This window comes from Occallatibacter sp. (assembly GCF_036502485.1).
GTDB lineage: Bacteria > Acidobacteriota > Terriglobia > Terriglobales > Acidobacteriaceae > Telmatobacter.
The window spans coordinates 24733-40512 of the sequence record NZ_DASXYM010000009.1; the positions used below are offsets into that span (position 1 = coordinate 24733).

Here is a 15780-nt window from a genome sequence, read left to right on the forward strand (position 1 = left end):
GGGGGAGTGGCTCCCAGGTCTCAGGATCGAGGCCTGGGGCACCCAGTTGAGAGAGATGCTAGCGGACGACTCTGTCGATGACGTCGCCGTCGGCTGAAACGAGAGACATGGCGAGCGGCATCTGGCCGAAGGCATGGGTGGAGCAGCTCAGGCAGGGGTCAAAGCAGCGGATCACGGCTTCGACGCGGTTGAGCGCGCCTTCAGAGAACTTGCCGTTCTTCACGTAAGCCTTTGCTGCCTGCAGCACGCCTTTGTTCATGGCGTTGTTGTTGTGGCCCGTAGCGACGACGAGGCTGGCCCAGGTCATTTTGCCGTCATCATCGACCTTGTAGCGGTGGTGCAGCGTACCGCGCGGGGCTTCAATCTGGCCTGCGCCTTCATTGCGGTTGACGCCGGCGGTGGCGCGCACGTGTTTGTCGAGAATTTTGGGATCGGCCAGGATCTGTTCGATTTTCTCGATGCCGTGCAACGCCTCGACGAGGCGCGCGTGGTGATAGTGGAACGAGCTTTCCACTGGCCCCGCGGCGATCTGCTTGAATTCGGAAAGTTCCTTGTCGGCCAGTGGCGTGCCCATCTTTTTGACGATATTGAGCCGCGCCAGCGGGCCAACGCGATAGCTGCCTTGGGGATAGCCGAGGGGCTTGTAATAGACGAATTTGGTGTAGGAGTAGGGCTCGACGGCCTCGCCGATGACCTCAGGGAACCGGGTCGCGGTGATGCCGTCTTCGACGGTGTTGCCCTGTGCGTCGATGAGGCGGAGAGCGCCGTCGGTGAACTCGATGGACTCGTCCTCATTCACCAGGCCGAGATAGAGCGAGGGGAAGTTGGCGAAGACGTCGATTTCGGGTTTGAAGCCGGCGGCAATCTGCTTGTAGGCGTCGAGAGCCAGTTTCAGGTCGGTGTAGGCCGCAGGCATCATGGCGAGCATTTCGTCGCGGTTGGCTGCGGAGAGCGGCTCCGTGACGCCGCCGGGCACGACCCATCCAGTATGGATTCGCTTGGTGCCGAGTAGCTCAATGACGCGCTGGCCAAAGCGGCGCAGGGCGATGCCGGCGCGGCCAAGTTCCGGACGCTGAGCGGCGACGCCGAAGATGTGGCGGGTGGCCGGGTCGGACTCCATGCCCAGCAACAGGTCAGGCGAGGAGAGATGGAAGAAGCTCAGGGAGTGCGATTGCACCATCTGGGCCAGGTTGAGGATGCGGCGAAGCTGCGCGGCGGTGTGCGGAATGCGGACCGACATGATGGCTTCGCAGGCCTTGGCGGAGGCCAGCAGGTGGGAGACCGGGCAGATGCCGCAGATGCGGGCGGTGAGGCTGGGCATCTCATAGAACGGACGACCCTCGCAGAATTTCTCGAATCCGCGGACTTGCGTGACGTGAAAGTGCGCGTCGGCGATTTCGCCTTGGTCGTTCATCTGGATGGTGATCTTGCCGTGGCCCTCAAGGCGGGTGACGGGATCGATGGTAATGGTCTGGCTCATGAATCGCTCCGAATTCGTTGGGAGCAGGCAGGAGCCGGTCCGGAGACCGGCGCCACGTCAGGCTCCGAAGCGGGTGAGGGCCGGAATGTCCAGCGGTTTTCCGGCGAGGATCGCGGTAAGCGCCGCATGAAACGTGTCGGCCGAGGGCGGACAGCCGGGAAGGAAGACGTCCACTTCCACAAACTCGTGGACGGGGCGGACCACCTTCAACAGCCTGGGCACCACCAGGCAGGGAATCTGCGGCTGCAGATCGGCGGTCTCGAAGTAGGCGCGGTTGAGGATAGCCTCGGGGCCGAAGGGGTTGCGCATGGCCGGAACATTGCCGGTAATGGCGCAGTCGCCCATGGCGATGAGGGTCGTGGTATGGGCGCGAATCTTCCTGATCTTGGTTTCGTCGTCGACAGAGGCAACGGCGCCTTCGACGAGAGTAATGTCCACATGATCGGGGAACTCCTTGGTGTCCACGATCGGACTGTAAACAACGTCAACCAACTCGGCCAGCTGGAGCAGCCGTTCGTCCATGTCGAGGAAAGACATGTGGCATCCGGAACATCCATCCAGCCATGCGGTTGCAACCTTGAGCTTGTTCATTGGGCCTCCCTCATCAGGTTCAGGTAGGGCAGAAAATCAGGGTACTTGGGGTGATCGGAGCCGATCTTGTTTTTGTCGAACAGGGCGCCGGTGGGGCAGACCTGGACGCATTTGCCGCAGCGCGTGCAGGTGGATTCACCCCACTTGTCGTGCAGATCGGTGATGACGGTCGAATTGGTGCCGCGGCCCATCACGTCCCACACGTGCGCGCCTTCTACCTCCGCGCAGACACGCACGCAGCGGGTGCAGAGGATGCAGCGGTTGTGGTCCGCGGTGAAGCGCTCATGCGAGGCGTCAACGGTGAGCGCTGGATTGCGATAGGGCAGGCGCACATGGGTGACGCCCTGGCTTTGGGCCAGGGACTGCAACTCGCAGTGGCCGTTCGCAACGCACACGGAGCAGACGTGGTTGCGCTCCGCGAAGAGCAGCTCGAGCAGCATGCGGCGATGCTTGCGGAGCCGCTCGGAGTCGGTGATGACCTTCATGCCTTCGTAGATCGAAGTGACGCAGGCCGGAAAGAGCTTCGTGCTGCCTTCGATCTCGACCACGCAGATGCGGCATGCGCCTACGTCGGTCAGGCCTTCGAGGTGGCAGAGAGTGGGAATGTTAATCCCATTCTCTCTGGCTACTTCGAGGATGGTCTGGCCGGCGCGCGCGCTGACATTTCTATCGTCGATAAAGAGTGTTTTGACATCGACAACCGGACTCATGCGGGCACCTCCTCGGTCGTGGGAACAGCCGCGGGTGCGTGGATGGCGCATACCCCCGCCGGGCATCGTTTATTCACAATGTGCTCGATATACTCATGGCGGAAAAAGCGCAGGGTGCTGAGCACGGGATTGGGAGCGCTCATGCCGAGACCGCAGAGGCTGGTCTCCTTCACGGTGGCGCAGAGATCGACCAGCAACTCGAGGTCGGCCATAGTTCCCGCGCCTTTGCAGATGCGGTCAAGGAGGGTGAACATCTGGGCAGTGCCGGCGCGGCAGGGTATGCATTTGCCGCACGACTCCGTCATGCAGAACTCGATGAAGAAGCGCGCGACGTTGACCATGCAGGAGGTGTCGTCCATCACGATCATGCCGCCTGAGCCCATCATCGAGCCGGCGCCGATCAGGGCGTCATAGCTGATGCCCAGATCGAGAAGCTCGTCAGGGATGCAGCCCCCTGAAGGCCCTCCGGTTTGCACGGCCTTGAACTTCCGTCCGTCGGGAACGCCGCCGCCAATGCCCTCGATGATCTGGCGCAGCGACATGCCCATGGGAACTTCCACCAAGCCGGTGTTTTTGATCTTGCCGGTCAGGGCGAAGACCTTGGTGCCCTTGCTGCGCGCGGAGCCCAGCGAGGAGAACCAGGCCGCGCCCTTGCGCATGATGGGTGCGATGTTGGCGAAGGTTTCAACGTTATTGATGAGGGTGGGCTTGCCCCACAGGCCGCTGACCGCCGGGTAAGGCGGACGTGGTTTGGGCGTGCCACGACGGCCTTCGATGGAGGCGATGAGCGCGGTTTCTTCCCCGCACACGAAGGCCCCGGCGCCAAGGCGAATCTCCACGTCGAAGTTGAACTGGGTGTTGCAGATATTGCTTCCCAGCAGGCCGCGACGGCGGGCATCGCGCAGGCAGGCCTGGAAACGCTGCACGGCGAGCGGATACTCAGCCCTGACGTAGATGTAACCTTTGCTTGCGCCCACGGCGTAGGCTGCAATGGCCATGCCTTCGAGCACGCGTTGGGGATCGCTCTCGAGAACGCTGCGGTCCATGAACGCGCCGGGATCGCCTTCGTCGCCGTTACAGATCACGTACTTGATGTCGCCGACGGCCTTGGCCACGGTGCCCCACTTGAGGCCGGTTGGATAACCGCCGCCGCCGCGCCCTCGCAGCCCGCTGTCTGTGATCAGCTTGATCACGCCGCCCGGTTCCATCTCGGTGAGGACGGTAACCAGCGCCTTGTAGCCATCGCGGGCGATGTACTCGTCAATCTTTTCAGGATCGATCTGACCGGAGTTCTCGAGCACAACGCGAACCTGGTCGTCGAAGTGGTCGGCCAGTTCGCATTGGAGCTCCGCAAGGGGTTCGCCGCCGAGTGAAGCGACTACTTTTTCCGCGTGCTCAGCGCCGACGTGCTGATACATGGTCTGATCGGGTTCCACGAGGACCAGGGGGCCGGCGGCGCAGAGGCCCATGCACCCGGTGCGGCGAACGTGGACTTTTTTGCCGCTCTTCTCCGCGGCTTCCGCGAGGGCGTCCTTGAGCTGGTCAGAATGCTGGCTGAGGCACCCGGTGCCCATGCACACATTAACCTGCTGATCGAATTTGGCCTGTTCGAAGCGGACGGATTCGGCTATCTGTTCCAGTTCTTCTAAATTCATTCCACCGCCCACCTTTCCAGTTGCTCAATCATCTTTTCGCCTTCCATCTGGCCCTTGAGTTCGCCGTCGACGAGCACCACGGGCGCGCGGCCGCAGGCGCCCACGCAACGGGCTGCCATAAGGCTGATTTTGCCGTCTGGAGTGGTGTTGCCCTGGGTGACGCCCAGACGGCCTTCTGCCGACGCCAGAAGCTTGTCTGTGCCCTTGATGTAGCAGGCGGTACCGGTGCAGATGGTCATGGTGTGCTTGCCGGGCGGCTTGAGGCTGAAGTAGTGATAGAACGTGACCACGCCGTAAGCCTGGCTGAGCGGAACGCGCAGGGAGCGCGCCACAAACCGAATGGCCTCATCGTCCAGGAAGCCGAAGGACGATTGGACTGTATGGAGAGTTTCAATGAGCGCGTGACGGGCAAAGCCGTTTTTGCGCATGGTGCCGTTGACGATCTTCCAGCGCTTATCGTCACTGGGCAGCGGGGGCGGTGTAAAAGCTGGCACATTTCCTCCCGATTGCGACGACAATCACCGAAAACTTTCGTGAGGCGATTTCTACTGCACGTCGCGTGGCTCCTTTATAGGCGCAAACCAGGAGCACTGGCCGTGACACGTGTCACTGTTGCGCGTAAGGAAATTCACGCGGAGAGGAAGCGGTCCCGAAATGGCAAAACCGCGGCGACACAACTACCGGTTGCGAAAAGCGGGAGGGGAGGAGAGTCTTTTCACGGCGCGATCAGCCCAATTGGGGCAGGCGGTCGGAGATGCCGAAGAGGAAGATCAGGCCGATGATGCAGCTGTAGGCGGCTCCGGCCCAGGCAATGGCGTGGTAGAAGCGGGGGTGCAGCGTGCCGGACTTGAAGGCTCCGCCGAGGGAGGCGGTCATCAGGCCGTTCATGGCGACGAGGCCGAGACAGAAAGCGCCGAGCCCCATGAGGCCGTTGCCGGTGCCGCCCAGGCTTTTGGCGAGGAAGAACAAAGCCAGCTGGCTGGGGGTCTCCGCGCCGATGCCGTGCAGCATGCCGATGACGAACACCGACTTGCCGTTATACATCCAGCGGAACCGCTGCGGCTGCGGAAGCTCCCGATTCCACACGCGGCGAATGCGCCAGGCGCTCCAGATCAGGCCGTTCAAGGCGATTGCCAGGCGGCTCTCGATGCGGCTGTGATGGTGCCCATGTTCGCGCTTGCGCAGGATGCCGGCGACCACGCCGATGCCCAGTACGATGAGCGTGAGTCCGATCAGGCGCTCGGTCCAGTGGTCGAGCCCCTCAGGCAGGCCCATGTGCAACTGCAGTACGGAGATGCCGAGGACAGCCACCATGAAGGCGTGTCCTAAGGCATAGGTGATGCCCAGGCGCAATCCGCTCGCCCAGTTGCGCTGCACGGCGGTGATGTCGGAGATAGCGGCGAGATGGTCGTAGTCGAACCCGTGACGCAGGCCAAGCACAAGGCAGGAACCCAATGCGGCATCGAGTTTCCAGTCGCCGGTGAGGAGAATCACCTCAGAAGTATAGAGCAGAAGGATGTTGACAGGTCAGCGGCATCCGTCACTTAACGCACGCTCTTGGCTCCGGCCGGTCCCGCGATTTGCGGCGAGGCCGGGCCGTTGCGGAGAGTGATCCGGTAGCCGCTGTAGTCGATGTCCACGGTGGTCTGGCCCAGCAGCCAACTGCCTGCCACCGCGGAGGCGTGGGTTGCCATGGGCAATCCCTGAATGTTGGCGTACTGACGCGAGACCTGCGTGGCTCCGGCCAGTACGGATGCCGCTTTGGACGCCATGCCCTCCAATTTCACGATTGATCCATCCTGGGCGTCGACCCAGATTGTCCCGCGAAACAGGTAGGGCGAGCTCTTTTTAGGAACGATGGCGACGACGTTGCAGGTGCGGCCGTCGACGACTTCGTCGCTCTTGACGGTCATGTAGTAGTTGGCCGTGGTGAGCAGTGCCTGCGGGCGGTTGGCTGGTTGCGTCATCAGGCGCTCGCTGTCAAGAACCCGCCCCAGGACTTCCTTGAGGATAAGTTCCGATCCGCTCTGCGAGAGGATCACGTAGCTTTTGCCTGTGTCCTTCTGATACGTCGTCTTAACCGTCATCTGAGCTGCAGGGTGGGTATGATCAGCGCCGCGGTAGACGCGGTAAAGCTCGGTGACGGTGTAAGCGAGCAAGTTCTGGTCTCGCCCGGCCACGGAAGCATCGATTTTCTGAATCGCGGCTTCATTTGTCGACTTTTGTGCGTGGATCGGCGGCATGAACAGGAGCGCGCCGGCTGCGATTGCAGGAACGCGCTTTGAAAACCGTTTGCGAAGGACAGATAAAGAAGGGATCGCCATCGTTCAAGTATTGATTCGACGTGCAAGGCAGCGCGAGGAAAGCTAGACTTCCAGCCGTGTGGCCGGAAACAAAAAACCCCAGCACTGCCTGGTAGGGCGCAGCTGGGGTCTCTTGGTCACGGCGACTCGCCCGAGGGCGGGCCGCCAGGAACCGATGAGCTTAGCGGGACGCGGACGCCTCAGCCTTGGCGCCGCGGACTGCCGAAAGGAACGCATGAGCCGACGGGGGCGGAGGAACCTTGCCGGTAAGCACATCGCGCTCGTTCGTACCGGGGCCATAAATTGCCGTCATGGAGTCCTTGTCTTCGTGCACCGCTGCGCCGTTGAGGGTCAAGCCGGCGAAGGCGCCCTTGGCGCGCGAGTAGGTAAGGATCTCTGCGTCCATCTTCCAATCGGTCTGAGCCGAGGCATGACGGCCCACGGGACCGGCTGCCGCCGAAGCGTCGGCGCCCACCTTGAACTTGCTCTCGAGCAGGTGATCCATTCCTTTCTGGTTCTGGAACACCATCACGAGATCGATACCTTCCACGCCGATCTGAAGGCCCCAGCTGCCGCCCTCAACGGAGAAGAACGCAGGAGCGCTCCAGCCGTTCGCGGTGCGGCAAGTAGCCACGCCGCGGCCGCCTTCTGCGCCGAACACGAAGCCGCCCTTAATCATGTGAGGAACAACGGCCACGCATTTCGCATGGTCCATCACTTCCTGCGGAATGCCCTTGTCGGGCGTTGCCATTACCTCATGCAGCACCGTGGCCGCATTGTCCAGACGGTCCGTGGCCGCTTCCTTGGGAGCCTTGTCAGACGCCCAGCCGAGGCTCGCAACGCCCAGCACCACGCTCAATGCCAAAATCTGTTTCTTCATAGTGCCCACTCTCCTGAACTTGTTGCACAGCGGAACTGCTTTTACGCGAGCTCAAGCTCGCTTGGTCGCCGCAGTCCAGCCAGACTGCTATTGAGTTAAATGGCGTTCCCATCCTTTTGGTTGCTCCACCGGCGGTTTGGTGCAGTCCATTCACGGGGGTGAAAACGCATAACAAACAAGATGTGCGGAGTTGCACCCCTGGGTTATGCTGAGCTAACGAAAGCAGCCAACTCATACCCAGAGAGCAGCGTGGACTCCTCATCTGCATCACGGCGAATTCGAAAAGCAGTGTGCGTGCGCGGGGTGGTGCAGGGAGTAGGATTTCGCCCATTTGTTTATCGGCTCGCCTTGCAGAGTCAACTCGGCGGCCACGTCGGAAACGACACTAATGGCGTGACGATCGAAGTGGAAGGTACAGCGGATGCGGTAGAGGAGTTTCTGCGGCGACTTAGCTCGGAAGCTCCGCTCATTTCGCGTATTGATTCTGTGGAGGTTGAGGAAACCGCGCCTACGGGCGAGACAACGTTTGCGATCGTGCACAGCCAGGTACTTGGCCAGGCGAGCACGGGCATTCCGGCGGACGCAGCCACCTGCGACGATTGCCTGCGCGAACTGCTGGATCGGCGCGATCGTCGCTATCGCTATCCATTTTTGAATTGCACCAACTGCGGCCCGCGCTTCACAATCACGCGACGCATCCCGTATGACAGGCCGCAGACTTCGATGGCCGATTTTCCCATGTGCCGAGCGTGCCAGGCAGAGTACGACGACCCAATGAATCGCCGCTTCCACGCACAGCCCAATGCATGCTGGGACTGCGGACCCCGCGTGTGGCTCGAGTCGCCGCAGGCAGAAGAGATGGTCTGCGATGATCCTGTTCTGCGGTGCATTGAAGAGCTGCTGGACGGCCGCATTCTTAGCATCAAGGGAATCGGCGGATTTCATCTTGCCGTAGATGCTTCGAATGAAACGGCCGTGATGCGCCTTCGCGAACGCAAGCATCGCTATGGAAAACCCTTGGCGGTGATGGTGCGCGATATGGAGGCAGCGCAGGCGCTTTGCGTGCTCGGCGAGGAGGAGGCGAAGCTGCTGCAGACGCCGGCCCGGCCGATCGTGCTGGCTCGCGCGCGCTCTGCCAGTGGCATAGCGCCGTCAGTCGCGCCGGGCATTCCGTGGTTAGGCATTTACCTTCCGTATGCTCCACTGCAGCACTTGCTCTTTGCGGATGATCGCGTTCGCGCGCTGGTGATGACCAGCGCCAACCTTAGCGAGGAGCCCATTGCAATTGACAATGACGAAGCGCGCACGCGGCTGGGCAACATTGCCGATGGATTCCTCATGCACAATCGCGAGATCCTGCAGCGCTGCGATGACTCTGTGACCGCAATCGTCGACAGCGCGCCGCAATTTATCCGCCGGGCGCGCGGATATGTCCCCCTGAGAATCGATTTGCCTTTCGACTCGCCGCCGCTGCTCGCTGTGGGTGGTCACCTGAAAAGCGTGTTTACGCTGGTGCGCGGACGGTTCGCGTATCAGAGCCAGCATCTCGGCGATCTGGAAAGTGTGGCAGGGCTCGACTTTTTCACGGAATCGCTTGCGCACCTGATGCGTACGTTCGAGATTGAGCCGCAGGCAGTGGTGCATGACCTTCATCCTGGGTACCTCTCCACCTTGTGGGCAAAACAGTGGGCTGCGGAGCACAATCTGCCGGCGATTGCGGTGCAGCATCATCATGCGCATATCGCCGCGTGCATGGCCGAGCATGCGACGGAGGGTTCGGTGATTGGGCTGTCGCTGGACGGCACAGGCTACGGGACGGATGGCCATATATGGGGCGGGGAAGTGCTGATCGTGAATCGCGACGGGTTCGAGCGCTTTGCGCATCTCGAGTATGTCGCGCTGCCCGGCGGCGATGCAGCCGTGCGCGAGCCGTGGCGCGTGGCGTTTGCCCATCTGCTGGCTGTGGGGCTTGCCGAGGTGGAGGCCAGAGAACTTTCGGGTGCAACGGAGCCGGAAGCGCGGCTGCTCTCGCGCATGATCGAACGCGGCATCAACGCGCCGCTGACATCAAGCCTGGGGCGGCTTTTTGATGCGGTTGCCGCGGTCGTGCTGGCGCGGCGCAAAGTGGATTACGAAGCACAGGCCGCGATTGAACTTGAAGGTCTTGCGATAGATGAGCCGGATGAAGTGTCAGGATACGATTTCGATTTGATCGAGGGTGACTGGGCAACGCGCGAGCCGATGCGCATCAACGCCGCGCCGCTCTGGCGCGAGATCGTACGGGATCTGCGCACCGGGGTGAGTCAGGCGCACATCGCCGCTCGTTTCCATGCCGGCGTGGCCAATGCCTTCGCGCGAATAGCTTCAGCGGCGCGTGATGCAACCGGCATTTCCATCGTCGCAATGAGCGGGGGAGTGGTGCACAACCGCCGATTGACGCGCATGTTGAGAAGGCGGTTAGAGGCGGAAGGCTTCAAGGTGATGGCGCCACGGCGGGTAAGCCCCGGCGATGGCGGCCTGAGCTACGGTCAGGCGGTCATCGCCGGGGGAAAACTCAGAACTACGCAACTCCGCTAACCTGACAATCGCACCAGTTCCTGCGCCTCTTTACGGGGTCCCAGGATCGAGATGCGTGGCAGGCGGCCGCGCACCATCGCGACTTCGTCGCAGCGATGCAGGCGGGGGCAATTCTGGCAGTCCTTGAAGATCTTGTCGGGCAGGTCGGCCTTGTCTTCGACGGTGCGGAAGCCGTACTTGAAGAAGAAGTCAGGAATGCGTGTGAACAGGCAGACTGACTGGATGCCGTGCTCTTCTGCCTCCTCGATCAGCGCACTGAGGATGCGGCCGCCGGCTCTCTGACCTTTGGCTTCGGGCTTCACGACGATGGAGCGAACTTCGCACAGATGCGGCCCGTAAAGATGGAGGGCGCCGCAGCCGAGGAATATGCCAGCGTCCGACTCAGCCACCGTGAAATCGCGAATGTTTTCGCATATTTCGGCGAAGCTGCGCTTCAAGAGCGTGCCGTCGCCGGAAAGCGAATTCACCAGGTCGTAGACGTTGGAGGCATCCTGCAGCCGCGCTTTACGCACCAGCATGAACGGCCTCCTCTGTAATTGGTTCCATCAGCGCGGCCACCCGCGTCTGCGCAATCTTGAGCGCCTCACGGACGCGATCCCGCGCGGTTCCACCGATCACGTTGTGGCAATCGAGCGTAGCGTTTAACTCTATGGAGTTGAAGAAATCGGCGTCAAACTCCTCACCGAACTGGCGCAGTTCGTCGAGCGAAAGTTCGCCGAGTTCCACACCCTTTTCCAGTGCATATCGAACCGCGTTCCCGATCTTTTCGTGCGCCGTGCGGAAGGGCACGCCTTTGTGAACAAGGTAGGTGGCCGCCGCCATCGCGTTCAGATAGCCGGTGTGCGCGGCTAAGCGCATGCGCTCAAAGTTGAATTCCAGCGCGGCTGTGAAGCGCGCGACGAGCCTCAGCATCTGCGGAACGAATTCCACTGCGAACGCCGGCTCCTGGGTCTCCTGCATATCTTTATTGTAGGCGAGAGGCAATCCTTTGATCTGCAGCGTCACGGCCTCGGCGGCGCCATGAATGCGTCCGACTTTGGCGCGCAGCAACTCCGTCAGATCAGGATTCTTTTTCTGCGGCATGGCGCTCGAGCCGGTTGAAAACGCCTCCGGCAGATTCACAAAGCCGAACTCCGCGGTTGCAAACAGCGTGATCTCTTCCGCGAAGCGGCTTGCATGGAGGCCGACCAGCGTGAGGGCCTGCAGATACTCCAGCACGAAGTCGCGATCGCTGGTCGCATCCATGGAGTTGGATGTGGGAGCCGTGAAGTTCAACTCGCGCGCAGCGATCGTGCGATCCAGTGCCAGGGTTGCTCCCGCGACTGCGCCCGACCCGAGCGGGCAAAAATTCAGCCGCTCCGCGCAATCGCGCAGCCGCGAGACGTCGCGCAGCAGCATCTCCGCGTAAGCCAGCAGCCAATGCGCAATCAGCACAGGTTCTGCGCGCTGCAGATGGGTGTAGCTTGGCATCACCGCATCGCCGGCTTGTTGCGCCAGTTGAACCAAAGCCGCCGCCCATGCGGCCAGCCCGTCGACCACCATCGCAATCTGCTTGCGCACGTACAGACGCAGGTCTGTGGCGATCTGCTCATTGCGGCTGCGGCCCGTGTGCAGCTTGCGGCCCAGCAAGCCAACCCGCTCCACCAGCGATAACTCAACGTAATGATGAATATCTTCAGCAACGGGGTGATCGCGCACCTTTGCCTTGTCTGAGTCGATTGCGAAATCAGCGGCAATGGCATCTAGCGCGGCGCGAATCTCCGCGGTCTCATCGGGGGTCAATACGCCGGCGGCAAACAGTGCGGAGGCATGCGCCTTGCTGGCCGCTACTTCTTGCTCAAGCAGACGCCAGTCGAAGACGATGGACCGCTGCCACTGCTCGAACTCCGCATCCAGCGGCTCGCGAAAGCGGCCCGCCCACATCTTTCCGGATTGTTGTTGGTTCGAACTCAACTTCTAATCCACTCCTCGGGCAGTATCTTGCCCGGTCTAAGCCACTAGATGATCGGCGCTCTCGATGGTGGGGCTGCCGAGTCTGCATGGGCCAATGAAATCCTCACCGGGCAGAGGGGCTTATCCGTTGAACGCTTCCACGTTCGCCAAGCCGCCCAGCAACAGCAGCAACAGTGCCTTCTGCGCGTGCATGCGATTCTCTGCCTGATCGAACACAATCGACTGCGGCCCGTCGAGCACAGCGTCCGTGACTTCCGCGTTGCGCCGCGCGGGCAGGCAGTGCATGAACACCGCGCTCGAAGCGGCTCTCGCCATCAGCGTCTCGTTCACCTGGAAGGGCCGGAAGATGGGAGCGCGCTTGGTCGACTCGTGCTCCATACCCATGGAAACGCACACGTCCGTGTAGATGGCGTCTGCACCTTCAGCCGCGGCGTTCGGATCCTGCAGGAGTCTGACTTCGCAGCCGTTCGAGGTCGCGATATCGCGCGCCATGGTCACAATCTCGATATCGGGCGAATAGCCACGGGGCGTTGCCACGGTGACGTTCGCGCCCAGTTGTGCGCCGGTCAGCATGAGCGAGTGGCACACGTTGTTGCCGTCGCCCATATAAGTGAAGTTGAGACCGCTGACTGAGCCGAAGTGCTCTTCGAGCGTCATGAAGTCGGCCAGCGCCTGGCAGGGATGCTCAAAATCGGACAAGGCGTTGATCACCGGCACGCGCGAGTTCGCCGCCATTTCCGTGATGGTGTCGTGCGCGTATGTGCGCAACACGATCACGTCCACCCAACGCTCCACGTTGCGCGCGACGTCGGCAATGGATTCGCGCTCGCCCAGAGGGGAATTGGTCTGGTCGACGAAAATGGCGTTGCCGCCCATGGTGTTGATGCCCGTCTCGAAGCTGAGGCGCGTGCGCAGGCTGGCTTTCTCAAACATCAGCACCATCTGCCTGGCGTCGAGGGCGTGGCGGTACTCGCGCGGATTGCGCTTGACGGCGTGGCCGAGTTTGAGAAGCGCGCGCACCTCGGCGCTCGACAGGTCGCCGATGGAACATAGGTCCTCGCCTGCGAGACGTGCCGCGGCGTTCAAAATGTCGGGGTCGTTGTGCACCGGCACCTCCGGTTCCCTGCGTACAAGCATTGCTTTGCTAGCCACGGTGTGGTCCTCCTGCGGCGTGTGAATTGTGCGCGCCGGCAAACGCGGCTGCGTGTTCGGTAAATATCTCGTCGAGAGCGGCGATGGCGGTGTTAACTTGCGCGCGCTCCAGAATGTAAGGCGGCAGAAAGCGCAGCGTGGTGTCGCTCGTGACATTGATGACAATGCGCCGCTTGAGCATTTCCGCGACGGCCAGCTTCGCCAGGTCCGCAGAATCCAGCTCCGCGCCGATCATCAGGCCCATGCCGCGTACATCGACGATGGTGTCGTGCTTCCTGGCGAGCTTGCGCAGTTCCTCCATGAAGTAGTCGCCGACTTCTGAGGCATGCGCGAGCAAGCCGTCCTTCTCAATCGTGTCAATGACTGCAATGGCAACGGCACATGCAAGCGGCCCTCCGCCGAATGTGGTCCCGTGCATGCCGGCGTGGATGGCGCGCGCAGCTTCTTCTGTGCAGCAGATCGCACCCAGCGGGATGCCGCCGGCGAGCGGCTTCGCAAGTGTGGTCACATCCGGCCGGATCCACCCCACTGACGAAGACCTGTCCGCGGGGGCCTGGGGAATCCCGTAGTGCTGATACGCGCACCATTTGCCCGTGCGGCCCATGCCTGCCTGGATTTCATCGACAATCAGCAGCGCCCCGGTGGAGTCTGCCAGCTTGCGCGCCTCCGCAAAGAATTCCTGCGAGATGGGGCGGACACCGCCCTCACCCTGAATGGCTTCGACCAGGATCGCGCAGACTTCGTTCGAGAACTTGCTGCGCAGATCTTCAACGTCGTTGAACCGGACGAACTCCACGCCCGGAACAACGGGGCCAAACGGCTCACGATACTTGGCCTTGTGGGTTGTCGAAACGGAGCCGAACGTACGCCCGTGAAAGCTCTGCTCCATAGCCAGGAATTTCGTTCCAATCTGCTTTCCTTCGCGGCGCAGCAGGCCGGCGTGGGCGCGCGCCAGTTTCATCGCGCCTTCCCAGGCTTCGGTACCGGTGTTCGCGAAAAAGACGCGATCCATGCCGGTGCGCTCGGTGAGGCGCTGTGCCAATTCCGCCTGCCCCTCGTGATAGAAGAGGTTTGAAACGTGAATGAGTTTTCGGCTCTGCTCCGCGATCGCACGCTCGATTGCGGGGTGTGCATACCCAAGGGCATTTACGCCAATGCCGCTCAGCAGGTCGAGGTACTTCGTACCGTTCTCGTCGATCAGATGGACACCCTCGCCGGCAACAAAGAGGATCGGGTTGCGATCGTAGGTGTGCAGCAGCAGTTTGGCCTCGGCGGCGCGAATCTGTTCCAGTTTCGTCAATTCAGTCTCCTCAAGCCACCATCACTTCTGTGCCATGCGCCACGCGGGCCGTGCACAGATCCGGAAGAAAGCCGGCAGCTTCGGCGGGTAGAATGCGTACGCGCTTCACGCCGTTCAGCAGGGCTTCACGGCACGCGCCCAGCTTGGGCAGCATGCCGCCCGAAATGATTGCGCTCTTCGCCATCTCTGCAATCTGATCGATGCTGAGCCAGCGCATCACTTCGCCATCGCTGCCACGCACACCGGGAACGTCGGTGAGAAACACCAGCGCATCGGCGCGGCACGCAATTGCACAGGCCGCGGCCATTTCGTCGGCGTTCACGTTGTAGTACTCGCCGTCGAAGCCCAGAGCCATGGAGGAAATTACGGGCACGCCTCCGAGCTTCCAGATTGCTTCGATCCAGCGCGGATCGCTGGCGGCAATCTCGCCCACGTAGCCCAGGTCAGGCGAGGTGCGCTTCTTGCGCGCCCTGAAGATCAACCCATCGCCGCCCGACATGCCCACGGCGGGTTGACCTAACCCTCCGAGGGCGGCCACAAGGCTCTTGTTCACTTTGCCGGCCAGCACCATGAGGGCGGTGTCGCGGGTCTCCGCATCGGTCACCCGGAGGCCGTTGATGAACTCGCTCTGCTTGCCCAGAGCCTTCAGCGTTCTCGTCAACTGCACGCCGCCGCCATGCACCACGGCCACCTGGTTGCCGTCGCGCACCAATTCGGCGATCGCGCGCATCGATCCCTCGAGGAGTACCGGAGTCTCCAGCCCCGCTCCGCCGAGCTTGACTACAAATTTCATTCAAGCCCCTCCGCCTCATTCCAGCCGCACATCACGTTCATGTTTTGCACTGCCTGTGACGATGCTCCTTTCAGCAGGTTGTCGAGACAACTCACGATTACGGCGCGCTTTCCGTCGGGCGCAAGCTGAAATCCAATGTCGCAGTAACTGGTTCGCGCCACATGTTGAATCTGCGGCAATCCATGCTCGTGAATGCGCACCATCGGGCTCCCATCGAAGAATGTGCGGTACGTATGGAGAACCTGCGCGTGCGTCTGCGGTTGCTTGAACCTCACATATACGGTGGACAGGATTCCGCGGGGAATCGGCAGCAGGTGCGGCGTGAAAACGATCTGTTCCGCGGCGAGCCCGACCTGCTCCAAAAGCTCTCCTGTGTGCCTGTGCGT

15 protein-coding genes are annotated in these 15780 nt (G+C 61.6%); 1 reads left to right on the forward strand and 14 read right to left on the reverse strand.

The features are described from left to right. Window positions 1–58: 58 nt before the first annotated feature. From VGL22_RS01830 to VGL22_RS01865, 8 genes are all read right to left on the reverse strand, one after another. Window positions 59–1480 (reverse strand): Ni/Fe hydrogenase subunit alpha, encoded by a 1422-nt coding sequence (locus tag VGL22_RS01830; RefSeq protein ID WP_465265166.1) that lies wholly within the window; start codon window positions 1478–1480, stop codon window positions 59–61. A gap of 57 nt (window positions 1481–1537) precedes the next feature. Further along, on the reverse strand, window positions 1538–2071 hold the full coding sequence (locus VGL22_RS01835) for an NADH-quinone oxidoreductase subunit B family protein (protein ID WP_465265167.1): 534 nt from the start codon (window positions 2069–2071) through the stop codon (window positions 1538–1540). Beyond that, window positions 2068–2781, reverse strand: a complete 714-nt coding sequence (gene hoxU / locus VGL22_RS01840) for a bidirectional hydrogenase complex protein HoxU (RefSeq protein WP_465265168.1) — start codon at window positions 2779–2781, stop codon at window positions 2068–2070. Before hoxU ends, VGL22_RS01835 begins: the two co-directional genes overlap by 4 nt. Beyond that, the gene (locus VGL22_RS01845; protein WP_465265169.1) at window positions 2778–4436 is read right to left on the reverse strand and encodes an NADH-ubiquinone oxidoreductase-F iron-sulfur binding region domain-containing protein; all 1659 of its coding nucleotides are present in this window, start codon (window positions 4434–4436) and stop codon (window positions 2778–2780) included. The genes hoxU and VGL22_RS01845 overlap by 4 nt, the downstream gene beginning before the upstream one ends. Continuing rightward, on the reverse strand, window positions 4433–4930 hold the full coding sequence (locus tag VGL22_RS01850; RefSeq protein ID WP_465265170.1) for an NAD(P)H-dependent oxidoreductase subunit E: 498 nt from the start codon (window positions 4928–4930) through the stop codon (window positions 4433–4435). Before VGL22_RS01850 ends, VGL22_RS01845 begins: the two co-directional genes overlap by 4 nt. A gap of 232 nt (window positions 4931–5162) precedes the next feature. After that, a complete protein-coding gene (locus VGL22_RS01855) occupies window positions 5163–5891 on the reverse strand; it encodes a hypothetical protein (protein WP_465265171.1) in 729 nt (242 codons plus the stop codon). 89 nt (window positions 5892–5980) lie between these two features. After that, on the reverse strand, window positions 5981–6760 hold the full coding sequence (locus VGL22_RS01860; protein WP_465265172.1) for a hypothetical protein: 780 nt from the start codon (window positions 6758–6760) through the stop codon (window positions 5981–5983). Window positions 6761–6920: 160 nt separating this feature from the next. Continuing rightward, a complete protein-coding gene (locus VGL22_RS01865; RefSeq protein WP_465265173.1) occupies window positions 6921–7619 on the reverse strand; it encodes a lipid-binding SYLF domain-containing protein in 699 nt (232 codons plus the stop codon). A gap of 180 nt (window positions 7620–7799) precedes the next feature. Between VGL22_RS01865 and hypF the strand changes: the two genes are divergently transcribed. Beyond that, complete coding sequence (hypF, locus tag VGL22_RS01870) at window positions 7800–10196, forward strand: carbamoyltransferase HypF (protein ID WP_465265174.1); 2397 nt, start codon at window positions 7800–7802, stop codon at window positions 10194–10196. On the opposite strand, the gene VGL22_RS01875 is transcribed toward hypF, so the two are convergent. From VGL22_RS01875 to VGL22_RS01900, 6 genes are all read right to left on the reverse strand, one after another. After that, window positions 10193–10714: a GNAT family N-acetyltransferase gene (locus tag VGL22_RS01875; protein WP_465265175.1), complete on the reverse strand. Its 522-nt coding sequence runs from the start codon at window positions 10712–10714 to the stop codon at window positions 10193–10195. The two genes, hypF and VGL22_RS01875, sit on opposite strands and share 4 nt — an antisense overlap. Continuing rightward, complete coding sequence (gene argH / locus VGL22_RS01880; RefSeq protein WP_465265179.1) at window positions 10701–12119, reverse strand: argininosuccinate lyase; 1419 nt, start codon at window positions 12117–12119, stop codon at window positions 10701–10703. The genes VGL22_RS01875 and argH overlap by 14 nt, the downstream gene beginning before the upstream one ends. A 150-nt stretch (window positions 12120–12269) precedes the next feature. Further along, the gene (gene argF, locus VGL22_RS01885; RefSeq protein WP_465265180.1) at window positions 12270–13286 is read right to left on the reverse strand and encodes an ornithine carbamoyltransferase; all 1017 of its coding nucleotides are present in this window, start codon (window positions 13284–13286) and stop codon (window positions 12270–12272) included. Between the two features lie 7 nt (window positions 13287–13293). Further along, window positions 13294–14601 carry an acetylornithine/succinylornithine family transaminase gene (locus VGL22_RS01890; RefSeq protein WP_465265176.1) on the reverse strand — a complete coding sequence of 436 codons (1308 nt, stop codon included), beginning with the start codon at window positions 14599–14601 and terminating at the stop codon, window positions 13294–13296. Between the two features lie 10 nt (window positions 14602–14611). Further along, entirely contained in the window at window positions 14612–15394 is a 783-nt protein-coding gene (gene argB / locus VGL22_RS01895; protein ID WP_465265177.1) for an acetylglutamate kinase, read from the reverse strand. Next, on the reverse strand, window positions 15391–15780 hold a 390-nt coding region (locus VGL22_RS01900; RefSeq protein ID WP_465265178.1), incomplete at its 5' end, for an Asd/ArgC dimerization domain-containing protein. The genes argB and VGL22_RS01900, both read right to left, overlap by 4 nt.

Coding starts and splice junctions, on each gene's coding strand:
- VGL22_RS01830 (WP_465265166.1), bottom strand. CDS start 1,480: ATGAGCCAGACCATTACCATCGATCCCGTCACCCGCCTTGAGGGCCAC.
- argF (WP_465265180.1), bottom strand. CDS start 13,286: ATGCTTGTACGCAGGGAACCGGAGGTGCCGGTGCACAACGACCCCGAC.
- argH (WP_465265179.1), bottom strand. CDS start 12,119: ATGTGGGCGGGCCGCTTTCGCGAGCCGCTGGATGCGGAGTTCGAGCAG.
- hypF (WP_465265174.1), top strand. CDS start 7,800: ATGTGCGGAGTTGCACCCCTGGGTTATGCTGAGCTAACGAAAGCAGCC.
- VGL22_RS01875 (WP_465265175.1), bottom strand. CDS start 10,714: ATGCTGGTGCGTAAAGCGCGGCTGCAGGATGCCTCCAACGTCTACGAC.
- VGL22_RS01860 (WP_465265172.1), bottom strand. CDS start 6,760: ATGGCGATCCCTTCTTTATCTGTCCTTCGCAAACGGTTTTCAAAGCGC.
- VGL22_RS01845 (WP_465265169.1), bottom strand. CDS start 4,436: ATGAATTTAGAAGAACTGGAACAGATAGCCGAATCCGTCCGCTTCGAA.
- VGL22_RS01835 (WP_465265167.1), bottom strand. CDS start 2,071: ATGAACAAGCTCAAGGTTGCAACCGCATGGCTGGATGGATGTTCCGGA.
- hoxU (WP_465265168.1), bottom strand. CDS start 2,781: ATGAGTCCGGTTGTCGATGTCAAAACACTCTTTATCGACGATAGAAAT.
- argB (WP_465265177.1), bottom strand. CDS start 15,394: ATGAAATTTGTAGTCAAGCTCGGCGGAGCGGGGCTGGAGACTCCGGTA.
- VGL22_RS01865 (WP_465265173.1), bottom strand. CDS start 7,619: ATGAAGAAACAGATTTTGGCATTGAGCGTGGTGCTGGGCGTTGCGAGC.